The following is a 15,265-nucleotide window of genomic DNA, read 5'->3' as shown; positions in this document are numbered from 1 at the left end:
ATTTTTTGTAAATCTGAAATGGTTGCTCTTATTATTTTACGGTTTTGTTTATAATAAAGGTCTTACTCACACGGTTATATTTTTTCGTTCAAGCTTTTGATATTATTAATTATCGGCTTGATTTATTTAGCTTTAAAACTAAATTTTTAAAAGATTTATTTTACAATATAAGAAGGGATTCATATGAAGTTTAAACATTCATTAATTACGCTATCGTTATTCTCTGTATTTTCATACTCTACTGCTGTTAATGCAGCCGTGGTTGAAGGGATTGAATCATCAACAGGTTATGCTGCAAATTATGCTTTAACAGGTAATGAAATGACACTGGATTTTGCTAGTGTTTCATGGAACGTTGTTAAAGTAAGTACTGTAAAAGAACTTTCAAACGCACTTTCTAAAGCTGCACCTGGCGACAAAATAGTTATTGCTGCTGGCACTTATGCTAGTAAATTCAAGTTAAATAAAGGTGGTTTTAAGGATAAGCCAATCTGGATTGTTGCTGAAGATGCTTCTAAGATGCCTGTGCTAGATGGCGGCGATTATGATAACGGTACGACTTTTGCAATTGATGGCGATACGAAGGGCATTGGTTATATTTATGTTCAAAATATTAAAGTAACAAATGGCCGTGGTGGTATTACTGTTGACCATGCTGACTATGTCACTATCGATGGTGTAGAAGTTTATAACGTAGGTCAAGCTGCTATTCATTTAAGAGATGGTAGTCAATACAACATCGTTAAGAATTCTTATCTTCATGATACAGGCCTTTATAACGTTAAATATGGCGAAGGTGTTTATATTGGATCTGATTATAAAAAATGGCCGGGCGGTAGCAGTAAGTCTAAATATGATCCTAAAGTTGATTACGCGCAGATTATCAATAACACAATCGGTCCAAATGTAACTGCAGAGCATATTGATATTAAAGAAGGTTCTTCTTACGCTTATATTATTGGTAATACCTTTGATGCGGCTGGTATGAACGATATCCTAAATGGCGGATTAAGTTACATTGACTTTAAAGGAAATTATAGCGAAACGGCTTACAATAAAGGTAACCAGAACGGTAATAAATATTTCGAAAATGCCTTTGAAGTCAACACTAAATCGCCAGGTTGGGGTTACTACAATAACATTCATGATAACGTACTTACTTTTAACGATGAGTATTACAGTAAAGGTGTTTCTGTGACAATGACTCTTGCGCTAGGCTCAAAGGGTAAAGCAAAAACGTCTGAAACGACTAAAAATAAAAAACCTGAGCATTGGGTTGTTAAAAGTAGTATAAAAGGTGAGACGCGCGTTTCAAATAACACGCGAATCCCTGCAGATACAAGTAAGATGTATAAAGGCAATATCTCTGAATACTAATCTAAATTAGAACACTAGCTGTTCTTGTTTAAATGACAATAAAAAGGCCGATATTACAAAAAGTAATATCGGCCTTTTTTGTTAGCGCACTCGTTCGTTTTTATTGAAAAATTAAAGTACTTTCCAAGTCATTTCTTCATTGGCCTTAATTGGCACAACTACATCATTACCGAAGGTTAATGTCGCTGGCACAGGCCAAGCTGATTTTTCTAATGTCACTGTATCTGTGTTACGCGGTAAGTTATAGAAATCAGGGCCGTTAAAACTAGCAAAAATTTCTAGTTTATCTAATGCGTTTTCTGCTTCAAACACTTCAGCATACAACTCTAAAGCAGCAAAAGCTGTGTATGAGCCTGCACAACCACAAGCAGACTCTTTTGCTCCTATTGCATGAGGTGCGGAATCAGTACCTAAGAAAAATTTACGACTACCACTTGTTGCCGCTTTTACTAAAGCCGCTTGGTGTGTATTACGCTTCAAAATAGGTAAACAGTAAAAATGCGGTTTAATGCCACCCACTAACATATGATTACGGTTAAACATTAAATGATGTGCAGTAATTGTTGCAGCCACGTTCTCGTTAGCTTGGTTTACAAATTCAACTGCGTTAGCTGTAGTAATATGCTCAAGGACAATTTTAAGGTTTGGATAATCGTTAACAATCGGCGCGAGCACTTCTTTTAAGAACACTTCTTCACGATCAAAAATATCGACATCATGCGTAGTCACTTCACCATGAACCAATAAAGGCATATTAACTTCTTGCATTACTTGTAAAGCCGCTTTGATATTATCTGCGTTAGTAACGCCTGAATCAGAATTTGTTGTTGCACCAGCAGGGTAAAGCTTAGCTGCGTAAACGTGACCAGAAGCTTTAGCTTTTTTAATTTCTTCGGCGCTTGTATTGTCGGTTAGATAGATCACCATTAACGGTGTGAAGCTAGCTTTAGGTTGCTCTGCTAAAATTCGTTCTCGATAAGCCAATGCGCCATCAGTATCAATAACTGGCGGCACCAAGTTTGGCATTACGATTGCTCTTCCCATGTAACGGCTAGTATCGCGGACTGTATCTTTAAGCACTTCCCCATCGCGTAAATGTACGTGCCAATCGTCTGGACGGGTGATCGTTAGTTTGCTGCTCATAAGGTGCTCCACATAATAAGGGGAAGGAAAGATGGCTGATTTTAAAAGTATAAAAAGGTGAAGTAAAGGAGTAGTTGTGGATCCAGCGCTTATATAAGAAACAATCCTATTAGCTTGAATTAAGCTAATAGGATTTTAATGATTTATTCTATTGATTGATAATGTTCACGTATTACTGAAGCGATTTTCGCTTTAATTTGGGCATCAACGGCAACGCACTTCTGATCAGGGAAAAGTTGAACCAAGGCTTTTACTAGTTTATTCGTTGGCGAAGGTGTTTGTTCAATCCAGTTCTCTAATAAATGGCGATTAATATAAGCAGGCAAAGAGCCTAATGTTCCCACATCATTTTGATTGTGAATTAATAGTCCTGCAGTGGTACCTTTATCAAGCGTTAATACTTGATATAAATAAAGCGTGTGATAATCCAATTGTTGTTGCAATTCAGTATCTGATGGAGGCGGTAAACGGTTTAGTTTATCTTCTAGAATATTGATATAACAATCGATGACCTGAGTTGCAAAATCAATAGCAAAGCTTTCTGGCGTATTTTCATTACCTGTAAAGCCTTCAAGATAAAAATGACTGACTCCACGATGCTCATTTAAAGCTGGTATATAAAAATACTGATTACCTTGTTCCACGCCACTTGCATAGTATTCACCAGAAGCCTGTTCAAGCATCTTATTAAATAGTTGCGTATCTTCTTTATCTTCAATCGCTGGATTTAAATCTGCCATTAAACGCCAATACTTTTTACCGTTTCTTAATTCTGTCCAACTAACATGAATATGAATAGAAGGTGCAAGAGGGTGTTGCGGATGAATGATAGTAGAAAGGGCGGTTGCTGATAAAAATGCTTTCTCTGGGTTATCTTCATATTGTACTTGAGAAATATTAACTGAAGCGCGGTTAAAAACTCCATTACCCACTGCTTCAAATCTTTCGCCACCACCATGCAAACCTTGGTCTCTTAACCATTCGACGCTTTTAAACTCAGTCCCCGTTGTAAGGTGAGTTAACTTATCGACAAAATAATGCTGAACTTGGGTTAACTGAGTCAGAGTAGATTGTGCTTTGTTAGAGCTAGCGAGTACGCGCATGAACTTTCCTGTAATAAATGAAATTTTATTAATTAAGCTGAGAGTAGAGGGAAGGTAATGGTTACTTCCACGCCAGTCAAGTCTCTATTATTCGCTATGGATAATTGTGCTTGATGATAATCACAGATCATTTTGGCTATATACAACCCCAATCCTAAGTGAGTATCGTGTTGTTGCGAAGTCGGCCTGATAGAAACCATTGACTGGAATAGGTCTTGGTTATTGTTATTACTTAATAATGGGCCTTTATTTTCTATGCTTAATATTGCGCTATTATCTTTGCCATTCTTGCGTAGCGTTACAGTTATTGGCGTTTCATGCAGTGAAAATTCAATGGCGTTATGCATAATTTTATCAAGCAATTGTACTAAAAAGTCAGGATCGGCATTAACTTTCATGGTTTTGTCTGCAAGTTGCAGGTTAAAACTCGATTGCGGATAAATCATTTCATAACCTTGTAAGCATCTATTGAGCAATTCACCTAAATGAATGGGTTGTTTATCACCTTGCTGTAAGCTTTGTTCAATACGACTTGCATCACTCATATTGGTTAATATTTTATTAAGTCGTTGAATACCTTGCTGAGAGCGTTGAATATATTTTTCTTGCTCCGTAGAAGCAGGTAGCAAAGCCAAGTTCTCTAAAGAGGACCTGACTACTGCAACAGGAGTACGTAATTCGTGTGATAAGCGAGAAGAAAGTTGCTCTATATAATGATGATATTGTCCTAGACGTTTTACCATATTCTCCATACCGCGAGACAAATCCCCAATTTCATCAGTATTGTCACTGGCTTTAAAGTTGCCATGTAAACGTCCATTTTCATCAATAATTCTTTCACTTTGATCGCGTAATTTACGAATACGATTCACCATAGAAGAAAGAAATATAAATAATAAAATACCGGCAATTAAAATCACGCCTAATAAAACATTAAATAGACTTTGTAGCGCTTGATTGCGTAAGGTTAAAATTCCATGGTTAGTTTCTTCAGCAACCACGGCTCCCATTACTTGCTCACCCGTTTCAGGATCGCTTATAAAAATAGGATGAGCAGCACTTAAAATAGATACTTTCTTATCGTCACTCAAACGCCATTGAGTGACTGATTTACCAGTTAATGCCTGATCAACCAACGCGTAATTGAGTTGCGTAATGTTTTTATTTGCATCATTAAAAGAATTATCGGGGGTGTCTAATATAAAATTGTAAACAGGGCTTATCAAAGTATCTTCAATACTTGACCAGAAGCTGGAAGAAGGATTCTCTTCAGAGGTTTCAATAGGCCAAGCACCGGTTGCTTGATGAATATCACCTGATTTAGCAATCACGCGTTGGTGTCTATCAACAACCCAAAGCCTTGAACGAGTATGGGTCATCGCTTGTAGTATTTTTTCTATCTCAGGGGATGGAACCAAAACACTGCCTAGTTTATCGATATCTAATAAATTAGAAGTACTGATCACATTGTCTATTTTTCCTGTCTCTCTGTCAGAGGTTGTATTTAACTGAAAACCTAATCGGTCACCCAATAACGTTAATGGCACTCGAAACTCAATGTTATAACCTTGATCTGTTGTCTTCCAGATACCTTGAATCGTTTTAATGCGGGTTAGCTTTTCAGCTTTGAGACTATTCTTAGGATATTGATAGGCGTTAAACCAACCATCTTCAGTCACTGAAATGATATAGCGTTGTAAGTGACCTTGAGGATCCGTCATTGCAAAAATAAGGTGATCATTTAGTGTTACTTTGCGATTGTTGATAGGGCGTTTTACTGGATGTTGATCAAAGACTTCAAAATGAGCATATAAATAACCCGAGTATTTACCTAATAACTGATTAAAATGAACTTGATTAGTCGTCGACGAGTTAGCGGCTTGAGCTGTATTTTCTGGATAACTGTTCTTAAAGTTTTTTATCTCACCCCAATCATTATTATCACCGTTTAATTCGATAGGGTTTGTTAGGTCGTAAACATACAAGTCGTGGCCTTTTTTTACATCGGGTAAAAAGCTTGCATGCTCGTTAAATAAAGTCGGTCTTTCATGTAGTGCGGTGGCAATTGCGCTGGTGGTACCTAATAAAGTTTGTTGCTGGCCTAAACGAAGGAAGTTCTCCATTTCATTAACGAATTGATAGGCAAACCAAGGAAGAAGTAATAATAAACTGCTTAAGGTTAATACCTTGCTGCGTAATCCCCATTTAATCTTGATCATGCTTGCTTGGCTACCTGCTCGTTTGAGTGAATATCCCAACGATAACCCATTCCATAGATAGCCGTTATTTCATCAAAAGTCGGATCTACTTGTAAGAATTTTTTACGAATACGTTTGATATGTGACGTAATAGTATTGTCATCAACCACCATATTGGCATCTGTCATCAATTGTTGTCTACTTCTTACTACACCTGATTTATTGGCTAGGGCATGAATGATCCAAAATTCCGTGATAGTAATTTCTAATAGTTGACTCTTCCAACAGATCTGCATTTTGTCGTTATCAATGGTTAAATCTCCTCGTTCAATCACTGCTAGTTGAGAGGCTGTCATTGTTTGGCTTAATTCAGCACGCCTAAATAGAGCGCTAATGCGCACCATTAAATGTTCAAGTCCAATCTCTTTACTTAAATAATCATCGGCACCTAAACGTAATCCAGAAATCGTGTCGAAATCATTATCTCGTGCAGTTAAAAATATAATAGGAACGGTTGCGGAAAGTTGACGTAACTGTTGGCATAATAAAAAGCCACCATCGTACTCATGGCCCAAACCCACATCAATAATGGCTAAATCAGGTAAACGCAAAGAAAAAGCCTTGATTGCTTGTTCACGATCTTGATAACCATCGACGTGATAGCCATAGCGTTTCATTAGGTCGATATAGTTTTCTCTAATGGTTTGCTCATCTTCAATGATTGCAATGCGCTTCATGCTTACACTCTTCCTCTTTTAACTAATGTTCGAATTGTTTGTTAAAAGTAGACCTAATATATGAAGTTACGTTCAATAAAAAGCTTAAAAGGGTAAATATAGAATTGCCATTTTTTGAACATAATTGATAAGTAGTTTGCCCTTTTGTCTCCCTCATCCTGCCATTTAGGTTTGTTTTAATAGCGTCATCAAAAACAAACACACAAAACAAACGACTATTTAAATGGAGAATACATTATGAGCACAAACACAAAAAGTAAACTTTCAAACTACAACAAAACAATGTTAAGTATTGTTATTATTTCAGCAGTAACGGGGGGATTAGTTTTATTAGAAAATTATCGTAAAGAACAAGCCGTGGCTAAATTTACCGAAGAGCTAAGTCATTATAAAGCGCCCGTTAAATCTTACAGTGATTCGCTAGAGCAAAAGGGTTACTTTGCTAATACTGAAGACAATAGCTTTTCTAACACGGATGCGGAGCAATTAGCAAAAATCGCCGAATATAATGTCGCCGTTGATTCGCCTATCCTTGTTGTAACGCAAAAAGAGACTTCAGCGGTTAATCAAGTTATTGAAGGGCAAAATAAAGAGCCTGAATCGCTTACAACAGTAGCCAATGTTGATGTGTTATTTGGTTTATCTTCAGCAGCCATTACACCTGAATATAAATTAGCGCTGTCTAAAATGGCTGAGCAAATTAAAAACCAAGATAATAATAAAACATGGCAGTTAATAGGACACACAGATAAATCAGGACATGTTTTATATAACTTACAGCTTGCAAAAAAACGCGCTCAAAATGTGGCTAATTTTCTCATCGAACAAGGTGTGGATGAGAAGCAACTTAAACTAGTTACGCTTGGTGAATACGAAGCGACTCAAGTAGCAACGAATAGCACTTACAATAAAGGGCTTAGAAGAGTAGAAATTGTAGAATATAAGCCTGAAGTCGATGCATTAGCGGTTAAATTACAAAAACGCTTTGAAAAATTAGAGCAACAACGCATTGATAAAGAGCAGCTAGCTAAAATCAATAAGGTGAAAAACGATGCATCCATTGATAACCAAAGCGATGAAAAAACAGTTCAATTTTCATTACAGAATGACAAAAATAGCAACGAAAAAACATCTGTTGTTTTAGATTCAGCAACTGGTGCGAAGGTATTAGATAAGCAAACAATAAATGATACTGTTGTATTAGGTAATGAGCCTTTAACCAATAACGAAATGGAAAAAAATGAAGTAGCGGGTGTATTATCAAACTATGATTTATAAGTAACTCACCATTTAACTGCTTTATTTTAAATCACATTAATCAGATACTTGGTTAGTGTGATTTTTTCATTTTAAGATACATGCCTATAGCGAAATGCTTTTAATTAACGTATTGTTAATGGAACATCATATTTTCATGAAACAGATTTACTATTTGTTTTTTGAGAGTTTAAAAGGCAATACTTATAAAGAAGTAAATAGAAAAATAAAACAGATACAGTCGCTTTGAATTAAGAAACGGAATGTAAATGAACAAAAAAATTCTCATTTTTACCGATTTAGATGGCACCTTGTTAGATCATTACAACTATCAAACTGCCCCCGCAGAAAAGATGATCGAAAGGCTGGCGTCAAATGACATCCCCATTATCCCTAACAGCAGCAAAACCTTACCCGAAATATTATTAATTCGTGAACAATTAAAGTTAACTACTCCTTTCATTATCGAAAATGGCGCCGCCGTTTATATCCCAGTCAATTATTTCCAACAACAACCCGAGGATACCAATCTTGAAAATGGATTTTGGGTTAAAGCTTTCTGTAAAGATAAAGATCATTGGTTAAAACTACTTAGCGACTCTGGCGAGCTATTTACCAATGCTTTTCAAGGTTTCACAGAAATGAGTGACTCTCAGCTTGCAGAGTTAACAGGGTTAAGTATTGAAAATGCAGCAATGGCAAAGCAACGTCAGTATGGAGAACCGATTAACTGGCTAGGCGATGAAACATTAAAAAACGAATTTATTAAAAAAATGGATTTATTAGGTGCGCAAGTCTTACAGGGTGGGCGTTTTCTTCATATCAGTGGTGCATGTGATAAAGGCAAGGCACAATCTTGGTTAGCAGAACAATATTTACATAATGAATCGAACCCTGATATTACAGAGACTGAAACTATTGCATTAGGAGATGGAAAGAATGATATCGCCATGTTGGAGCAAGCTTCGATTGCTGTGCAAGTGCGTTCACCGGTGCACGACTTCCCGCAGTTAAATAGAACAAACAATGTTTATCAAAGTGAAGAATACGGTCCAGCTGGTTGGGCTGAATGCTTAGACGATATTTTATCGGCAAAACGTTAATTGCAAACATTATTCGTAAGCATTAATAACAAAAATTAATAACAAATTAGGTTAAATAGGAGATTAAATCATGGCTGATTTTTATCAGAATGGCATAGTGACAACCTTGCATAATTTAGGTCAACGTAGCAATGAGAATCTAGAATCTGAACTTAATTCATTTTCTAAATCAAGACCAATGGGATTGATTCTACCGTCACTTTTTTCTGAACTACAAGGCGATGCATTACCTGCAATTGTTGATCAACTCGCTGAAGTGCCTTATTTGACAGAAGTGGTTATCGGATTAGATCGTGCAAACGAAGATGAATATCGACATGCTTTAAAATTTTTCAAAAAGCTGCCGCAACATCATCGTGTATTATGGAATGAAGGTCCAAGATTAAAAGCATTAGATGCAAAACTACAAGCGCTAGGCGTGGCACCTAAAGAGTTAGGGAAAGGCCGTAATGTTTGGTACTGCATGGGTTACACCTTAGCATCAGGTAAAACAGAAGCTGTCGCTTTACACGACTGTGACATAGTAACTTATGACCGTTCATTATTAGCGCGTCTTATTTATCCTGTTGCTAACCCAATGCTTCACTACGAATTCTGTAAAGGATTTTATGCACGTGTTGCTGGTGGAAAAATCAATGGCCGCGTTTCTCGCTTATTAGTAACACCTTTGGTTAAAGCATTGAAAAAAACCATTGGCCATAATGAATACTTAGAGTTCATTGATAGCTTTTTATACCCACTAGCGGGCGAATTTTCTTTTAGAAAAGACGTATTAAGCGATTTACGTATTCCTAGTGATTGGGGATTAGAAATTGGTGTGTTATCGGAAATGCATCGTAACTATGCAAGCAACCGTACTTGTCAGGTTGATATTGCCGATGCTTATGATCACAAACACCAAGACCTTTCTTTAGATAACACGGAAGGTGGTTTGTCTAAAATGTCTATCGATATTACCAAAGCTTTTATTCGAAAATTAGCAACTCAAGGTGAAACTTTCAGTACAGAAAGCATCCGTACTTTAAAAGCAACTTACTACCGTATCGCGTTAGATTATCTGGAAATGTATCGTGGTGATGCATTAATGAATGGTTTAGATTTAGATATTCATAACGAAGAAAAAGCCATTGAAATGTTTGCTGAAAATGTAATGACTGCAGGGCAAGTCTTTTTAGATAAACCAATGGATACGCCTTTTATTCCATCATGGAATCGAGTAATAAGTGCAATGCCGGACGTGTTAGAACAACTAAAAGAAGCGGTTGAGCTTGATTACCAAGAATTCAGCGAGTCATGCTAATTGGTTTTACATTGAGGTAAATAAATTCAATTAATTGATGTCATATTTTGTCGATAAAAAATAATCAAAAGGGGGATCTTATGACAGATCTGAATGCCGGAAGTAGTGATTTTTTAGTGTTAAAAAATAAAGTAATGCAGCAACTCAACTTCATTTACAACGAAGTTGAGTTATCGACAAATTCTGACCTGCTTAGTGATGAGTTGATAGCATTAATGCGTATTGAGGAAAGTTGTCAATCTCCTGCGCCTCACAAAAACCATTGGACACAAAAAGATGTTGTAATGATCACCTATGGTGACAGTATTGTAAAAGCCGATGAAAAACCATTAGTGACACTACAGCACTTTATGAATCAGTACCTTCAAAAAAGTGTGAATAGCGTACATATCTTGCCATTTTTCCCTTACAGTTCCGATGATGGTTTTTCTGTTATTGATTATTCAAGTGTGAATGAGTCATTAGGCGGTTGGGATGAAATAAAAGAAATCGCATCGAGTCGTCGTTTAATGTCAGATCTTGTTATCAACCATTGTTCAAGTCGAAGTGCTTGGTTTGAAAACTTTATCCGCGGAGAAGGACCTGGACACGACTTTTTCTATACCGCTTCACCAGAAGATGATTTATCAGAAGTAGTAAGACCAAGAACGTCAGATCTGTTGAGAGAAACTGAAACCGGTAAAGGTAAACAACACGTTTGGTGTACTTTTAGTCATGATCAGGTGGATTTTGATTTTAGAAATCCAGAAGTATTAAAAAGCTTTGTGTCTATTATTCGTTTGTACTTGGATATGGGGGTAAAAATATTTCGTTTTGATGCCGTTGCTTTCCTTTGGAAAAAGCTAAATAGCAGCTCAATTAATTTGCCTGAGACCCATGAAGTAGTACGTTTATTAAGAACCCTTATTGAGCATGCACAGTCCGACGCGATTATCATTACCGAAACCAATATTCCTAATTCTCAAAATTTGACTTATTTAGGTAATGCCAACGAAGCTCACGCTATTTATAATTTCTCATTACCACCATTATTAATTAATACTTTGGTAACCGGAGATTGTTTGTATCTTAAACGTTGGTTAATGAGTATGCCTCCTTCACAAAACGGCACCACTTATTTTAACTTTATTGCTTCGCATGATGGTATTGGCTTAAGACCTGCGGAAGGCTTATTAAACGATTACGAATTAACAACCTTAGTTGAAACAATGCAAACCTTCGGCGGTAAAGTGTCATGGCGTAATACTGAATTAGGTCAGCAAAAAGCCTATGAAATTAATATTGCCTTGTTTGATGCATTGCAGGGGACAACACGCGGAAAAGACGAGTTAGGATTACAACGATTTATTTGTGCTCATGCCATTATGTTTGGTTTAGAAGGTATTCCAGGTGTTTATATTCATAGTTTACTTGGAACGCAAAATGACTATGACAAGGTGGCGAATACGCAACAAAATCGCTCTATCAATCGTCATCGTTGGGATTACGATGAACTACAAAAACATCTTGGTAAACCAAAAGATCACCATGCTATCGTTTTAGCATCCTTGAAAGAGTTACTTGAATTACGTATTAAACAACCCGCATTTCATCCCAATGCAACACAGTTTACGCTTCATTTAGGTTTACAACTCTTCGGTTTCTGGAGACAAAGTCAAGATAGACAACAAAGTATTTTCTGTGTCAGTAATATTACCGATCAGGACATGGAATTATCCATTAACGATCTTAACTTAGTGATGACGGATAACTGGTTTGAATTAATTGAAGGTGTTGAATTAGAAATGCATCAAGAAACGATCATGATGAAACCGTATCAAACATTATGGCTAACCAATAGAATTATTGAATAATTAACTACTTAGCGTAATTATTAGCCCATGACTGCTATGTTAATGGGCTTTTTTCAATAAACAGGTTAGAAAATATAACCGATTCCAAAAGACAGGTTGCCAATTTCATTCTCTCTATCACTGTCCACGTTTAACACTAAATTACTTATATTGTCACTTTGAATGCTTTCCTCTGGCTGTCGTATTTCCATGGTTAATTGAGTATAACCTGCAGTGATATAAAACCGTGGAGTGAAATAAAATTCTGCGCCTAATCCCCAATACAAAGTACTTCCACTATCTGCGTAAGAAAAATCTGCCGCATGATCTTCAAATTCAATATCGTAATTAATATTCCAAGTGGAATAACCTAAGCGAACATTAACCGCAAAACGATCCGTGAGTATATAGCTTTTCCTTAACCCTAAAAAAATAGCAGAAGAGGTGACTGCCTCATTAATAATTCCTTCTGAGTCGGTAAGGTAAGTGTCAGCTCCTTGTGCATAATATTCATAAGCCGTTTCAATATTCCAAGTAGGATGAAACTCATAAGACGCTTTAAAGGTAAATGTGTTCTCTGTGACTTTTTCCCCACTGTTTCCAGCAATCAGAGGTGCTTGTTCGGTCTCGCCTAATGCTAACTCAAGTGAAAGCGCTAACGCGTTCGTATTTATGAATAATATGAAAACCAGTGGTATTAACTTTACATGCACTTTCTGACAACCTTAAATACGTAACAAAAGGATCAGTATAAGTCATTTTAAAATAACTGCTTTTAGTTAGATATTGATTGGAAAGTAAAAAAAGCCACTTATTGCTAATAACGGTAAGTGGCTAATAGGAAGGATGATAATTAAAAGGACTAGTTTTTTGCAATCGCCAACTCAGCTTGAATACTTCTTAGCTTATGTTTTATTTTTGCTAAATTTTGTGGCCCCATTCTTAACAATAACTTCTGTGCGTCATTTAAGTTTTCTAATGCTGGATCATTATAAAGGTACATAACAGAAGGGGAGTTCACTTCAATTTCTTTATAGATAACTGGCGTCGCCATTACGACTGCAATTGCTTTATCTAGCGCATCATCAAAAGTTGTATTGGGGCGAGCTATTTCAGCATAAAAGTCATCAATAGAAGGTTTTAAGCTTAAGTAGTATTGAACAAACGCTTTACTATCTACTGAATAAATATAGTCAGCATAGTCGTCATAACGTTGGTAACTACGAGGATCAATAATCAGGTTGCGGCCTTGGCGGCGCGCACTAAATTTTTTCTCAGGTGCCGTCATAGGGCTAAATTTTGAAATAAAATAACCTTTACTAAAGTTCTCAACAAACACAACCGTGTTTCTAAGCATATCATCATGCAATAAAGCTCTTACAGCTGCCGTTTGTTGGCTAAATTCTGCAAGAGTAGAATAGATACGTTGGTCAGAAGCTTGTAATACATCAGTGTCATTATCTTCAATGTCTTCAGTGGTATCAATTAATAATACTGGCGTTAATTTTTCAGAGTTTTCATCTACAACGACTTCTGGTGCTACATCCGTATTGGTGCTTTGATCATTGAAAAAAGTTATAGGTTTATCTTCTTCGACAACAAGGGGGCTCGCCTCAGTCGTTGTTGTATCAGGCACTTCTTGAGTGACAACTTCAGGCGTGTCGCCAAGTAAGTTGTCGAAGTAATCTGTTCGAGTGTTTTTTCCATCCACCTGAGGATTGAAATAAGTATAAGCAATATAACCAACTGTTATAACAGCAATTAGAATAATGATGATATTAAGTAAAGAAAAAGAACTATCTTGATTTTTATCTGGGTTAGCCATGGAAAATTTGCTCCATTTGAATTGGTAAGTATCTGTTCTAATAAAAGGGCATAGTACTATATAATAAATCTATTGTGAGTTAAAAACTGGTTATATTCCAAAAATACTCCAATCGCTTGAAGTAATATTAGACAATGCGACTAATTATTCAGCAGCTAACACATTATATGTAAATAAAGTTTGACGATAACAGAGCAACTCAGTAATATCTCGCCTCGTTGATAAGCATTAAACATTTCGCCTATTAACATTTTAGTAAATAACACAGTAAAAGTGCTATATACTAAATGCTCGGTGATTAGCGCAGCTTGGTAGCGCATCTCCAGTGTTTTGGAAGAGAGTTGGACCAGAGGGTTCTGACCCTTGATCCTAAAGCACAAACAAAAATTTCGGTGATTAGCGCAGCTTGGTAGCGCATCTGGTTTGGGACCAGAGGGTCAGAGGTTCGAATCCTCTATCACCGACCACATTTTATTTGTTGTTAGTAATTAGACAGCAAATAGTTATAAGTTATTAATCCTGCTTTTGCGCCCTTAGCTCAGCTGGATAGAGCAACGGCCTTCTAAGCCGTAGGCCACAGGTTCGAATCCTGTAGGGCGTACCATTTTTAAAAAGTTTAGTGGCGGATGTAGCTCAGTTGGTAGAGCCCCGGATTGTGATTCCGGTTGTCGCGGGTTCAAACCCCGTCATTCGCCCCATCTTTTTAAATCTTAAGTTTGACCTGTTTAAGTAGTTGCGGAAGTGGCGGAATTGGTAGACGCGCTAGATTTAGGTTCTAGTATCGTAAGATGTGAGAGTTCAAGTCTCTCTTTCCGCACCATTTAAACAAACAGAAGTAAACTGTAAATTACAACTCGGTGATTAGCGCAGCTTGGTAGCGCATCTGGTTTGGGACCAGAGGGTCAGAGGTTCGAATCCTCTATCACCGACCACATTTGAATAATCCGCTTAGCTGTTAGAGTTAAGCGGATTTTTTCGTTTTAGAGAACCTCTGCCCCTTGATTCTAAAATACAAATAAAAATACTCGATGATTAACGCAGCTTGGTAGCGCATCTCCAGTGTTTTTTGTAAGAGTTGGACCAGAGGGGCAGAGGTTCGCGGAAAAGATCGTTCAGACACAAAGCTGTCGCTTTTTCGCTCCGTCTATAACCGACCACATTTGAATAATCCGCTTAGCTGTTAGAGTTAAGCGGATTTTTTCGTTTTAGAGAACCTCTGCCCCTTGATTCTAAAATACAAATAAAAATACTCGATGATTAGCGCAGCTTGGTAGCGCATCTCCAGTGTTTTTTGTAAGAGTTGGACCAGAGGGGCAGAGGTTCGCGGAAAAGATCGTTCAGAAACAAAGCTGTCGCTTGAACACATTGCTCATATATAAAGCTTCGCTTT

Annotated in this window: 11 protein-coding genes and 5 tRNA genes; 10 read left to right on the top strand and 6 right to left on the bottom strand. The window is 37.0% G+C overall.

What is annotated here, in order from left to right; translation table 11 throughout:
• The first annotated feature begins 183 nt into the window (after nt 1–183).
• The gene (locus E2R67_RS07220) at nt 184–1,377 is read left to right on the top strand and encodes a right-handed parallel beta-helix repeat-containing protein (protein ID WP_134290251.1); all 1,194 of its coding nucleotides are present in this window, start codon (nt 184–186) and stop codon (nt 1,375–1,377) included.
• 111 nt (nt 1,378–1,488) lie between these two features.
• Here the strand turns inward: E2R67_RS07220 and pyrC are convergent, their stop codons facing one another.
• From pyrC to pdsR, 4 genes are all read right to left on the bottom strand, one after another.
• Nucleotides 1,489–2,520 carry a dihydroorotase gene (pyrC, locus tag E2R67_RS07215; RefSeq protein WP_134290250.1) on the bottom strand — a complete coding sequence of 344 codons (1,032 nt, stop codon included), beginning with the start codon at nt 2,518–2,520 and terminating at the stop codon, nt 1,489–1,491.
• A gap of 143 nt (nt 2,521–2,663) precedes the next feature.
• Nucleotides 2,664–3,623, bottom strand: coding sequence for a coproporphyrinogen III oxidase (locus E2R67_RS07210; protein ID WP_134290249.1), 960 nt, complete (start codon nt 3,621–3,623; stop codon nt 2,664–2,666).
• A 32-nt stretch (nt 3,624–3,655) separates the two neighbouring features.
• Nucleotides 3,656–5,842, bottom strand: a complete 2,187-nt coding sequence (gene pdsS, locus E2R67_RS07205) for a proteobacterial dedicated sortase system histidine kinase (RefSeq protein WP_134290275.1) — start codon at nt 5,840–5,842, stop codon at nt 3,656–3,658.
• A complete protein-coding gene (pdsR, locus tag E2R67_RS07200) occupies nt 5,839–6,558 on the bottom strand; it encodes a proteobacterial dedicated sortase system response regulator (RefSeq protein ID WP_134290248.1) in 720 nt (239 codons plus the stop codon). Before pdsR ends, pdsS begins: the two co-directional genes overlap by 4 nt.
• 237 nt (nt 6,559–6,795) lie before the next feature.
• Between pdsR and E2R67_RS07195 the strand changes: the two genes are divergently transcribed.
• The 4 genes from E2R67_RS07195 to E2R67_RS07180 all read left to right on the top strand — a co-directional run bounded on the left by E2R67_RS07195 (nt 6,796) and on the right by E2R67_RS07180 (nt 12,071).
• A complete protein-coding gene (locus E2R67_RS07195; protein WP_134290247.1) occupies nt 6,796–7,836 on the top strand; it encodes an OmpA family protein in 1,041 nt (346 codons plus the stop codon).
• 248 nt (nt 7,837–8,084) lie between these two features.
• Nucleotides 8,085–8,918: an HAD-IIB family hydrolase gene (locus tag E2R67_RS07190; RefSeq protein ID WP_134290246.1), complete on the top strand. Its 834-nt coding sequence runs from the start codon at nt 8,085–8,087 to the stop codon at nt 8,916–8,918.
• Nucleotides 8,919–8,988: 70 nt separating this feature from the next.
• Nucleotides 8,989–10,218, top strand: coding sequence for a glycosyltransferase family protein (locus tag E2R67_RS07185; protein ID WP_134290245.1), 1,230 nt, complete (start codon nt 8,989–8,991; stop codon nt 10,216–10,218).
• Nucleotides 10,219–10,298: 80 nt separating this feature from the next.
• Nucleotides 10,299–12,071 (top strand): sugar phosphorylase, encoded by a 1,773-nt coding sequence (locus tag E2R67_RS07180; RefSeq protein ID WP_134290244.1) that lies wholly within the window; start codon nt 10,299–10,301, stop codon nt 12,069–12,071.
• Nucleotides 12,072–12,136: 65 nt separating this feature from the next.
• On the opposite strand, the gene E2R67_RS07175 is transcribed toward E2R67_RS07180, so the two are convergent.
• Both E2R67_RS07175 and E2R67_RS07170 read right to left on the bottom strand, forming a co-directional pair.
• A complete protein-coding gene (locus tag E2R67_RS07175; RefSeq protein WP_134290243.1) occupies nt 12,137–12,763 on the bottom strand; it encodes an outer membrane beta-barrel protein in 627 nt (208 codons plus the stop codon).
• 149 nt (nt 12,764–12,912) lie between these two features.
• Nucleotides 12,913–13,875 carry a DUF3014 domain-containing protein gene (locus E2R67_RS07170; RefSeq protein WP_134290242.1) on the bottom strand — a complete coding sequence of 321 codons (963 nt, stop codon included), beginning with the start codon at nt 13,873–13,875 and terminating at the stop codon, nt 12,913–12,915.
• Between the two features lie 390 nt (nt 13,876–14,265).
• Here E2R67_RS07170 and E2R67_RS07165 point away from each other — a divergent pair.
• The 5 genes from E2R67_RS07165 to E2R67_RS07145 all read left to right on the top strand — a co-directional run bounded on the left by E2R67_RS07165 (nt 14,266) and on the right by E2R67_RS07145 (nt 14,807).
• Nucleotides 14,266–14,342, top strand: a tRNA-Pro gene (locus E2R67_RS07165).
• 60 nt (nt 14,343–14,402) lie between these two features.
• Nucleotides 14,403–14,479: transfer RNA gene (locus tag E2R67_RS07160), tRNA-Arg, on the top strand.
• Between the two features lie 18 nt (nt 14,480–14,497).
• Nucleotides 14,498–14,573, top strand: a tRNA-His gene (locus E2R67_RS07155).
• A 37-nt stretch (nt 14,574–14,610) separates the two neighbouring features.
• Nucleotides 14,611–14,695, top strand: a tRNA-Leu gene (locus E2R67_RS07150).
• Nucleotides 14,696–14,730: 35 nt separating this feature from the next.
• Nucleotides 14,731–14,807: transfer RNA gene (locus E2R67_RS07145), tRNA-Pro, on the top strand.
• The last annotated feature ends 458 nt before the right edge of the window (nt 14,808–15,265 follow it).

This window comes from Psychromonas algicola (assembly GCF_004378355.1).
In the GTDB taxonomy this organism is placed as follows: Bacteria; Pseudomonadota; Gammaproteobacteria; order Enterobacterales; family Psychromonadaceae; genus Psychromonas.
The sequence above is the reverse complement of the archived record's forward strand: the minus strand, read 5'-3'. Positions and strand labels throughout refer to the sequence as shown.

Excerpts from the sequence above, each read along its gene's own strand:
- E2R67_RS07220 (WP_134290251.1), top strand. The coding sequence starts at position 184 with ATGAAGTTTAAACATTCATTAATTACGCTATCGTTATTCTCTGTATTT.
- pyrC (WP_134290250.1), bottom strand. The coding sequence starts at position 2,520 with ATGAGCAGCAAACTAACGATCACCCGTCCAGACGATTGGCACGTACAT.
- E2R67_RS07210 (WP_134290249.1), bottom strand. The coding sequence starts at position 3,623 with ATGCGCGTACTCGCTAGCTCTAACAAAGCACAATCTACTCTGACTCAG.
- pdsS (WP_134290275.1), bottom strand. The coding sequence starts at position 5,842 with ATGATCAAGATTAAATGGGGATTACGCAGCAAGGTATTAACCTTAAGC.
- pdsR (WP_134290248.1), bottom strand. The coding sequence starts at position 6,558 with ATGAAGCGCATTGCAATCATTGAAGATGAGCAAACCATTAGAGAAAAC.
- E2R67_RS07195 (WP_134290247.1), top strand. The coding sequence starts at position 6,796 with ATGAGCACAAACACAAAAAGTAAACTTTCAAACTACAACAAAACAATG.
- E2R67_RS07190 (WP_134290246.1), top strand. The coding sequence starts at position 8,085 with ATGAACAAAAAAATTCTCATTTTTACCGATTTAGATGGCACCTTGTTA.
- E2R67_RS07185 (WP_134290245.1), top strand. The coding sequence starts at position 8,989 with ATGGCTGATTTTTATCAGAATGGCATAGTGACAACCTTGCATAATTTA.
- E2R67_RS07180 (WP_134290244.1), top strand. The coding sequence starts at position 10,299 with ATGACAGATCTGAATGCCGGAAGTAGTGATTTTTTAGTGTTAAAAAAT.
- E2R67_RS07170 (WP_134290242.1), bottom strand. The coding sequence starts at position 13,875 with ATGGCTAACCCAGATAAAAATCAAGATAGTTCTTTTTCTTTACTTAAT.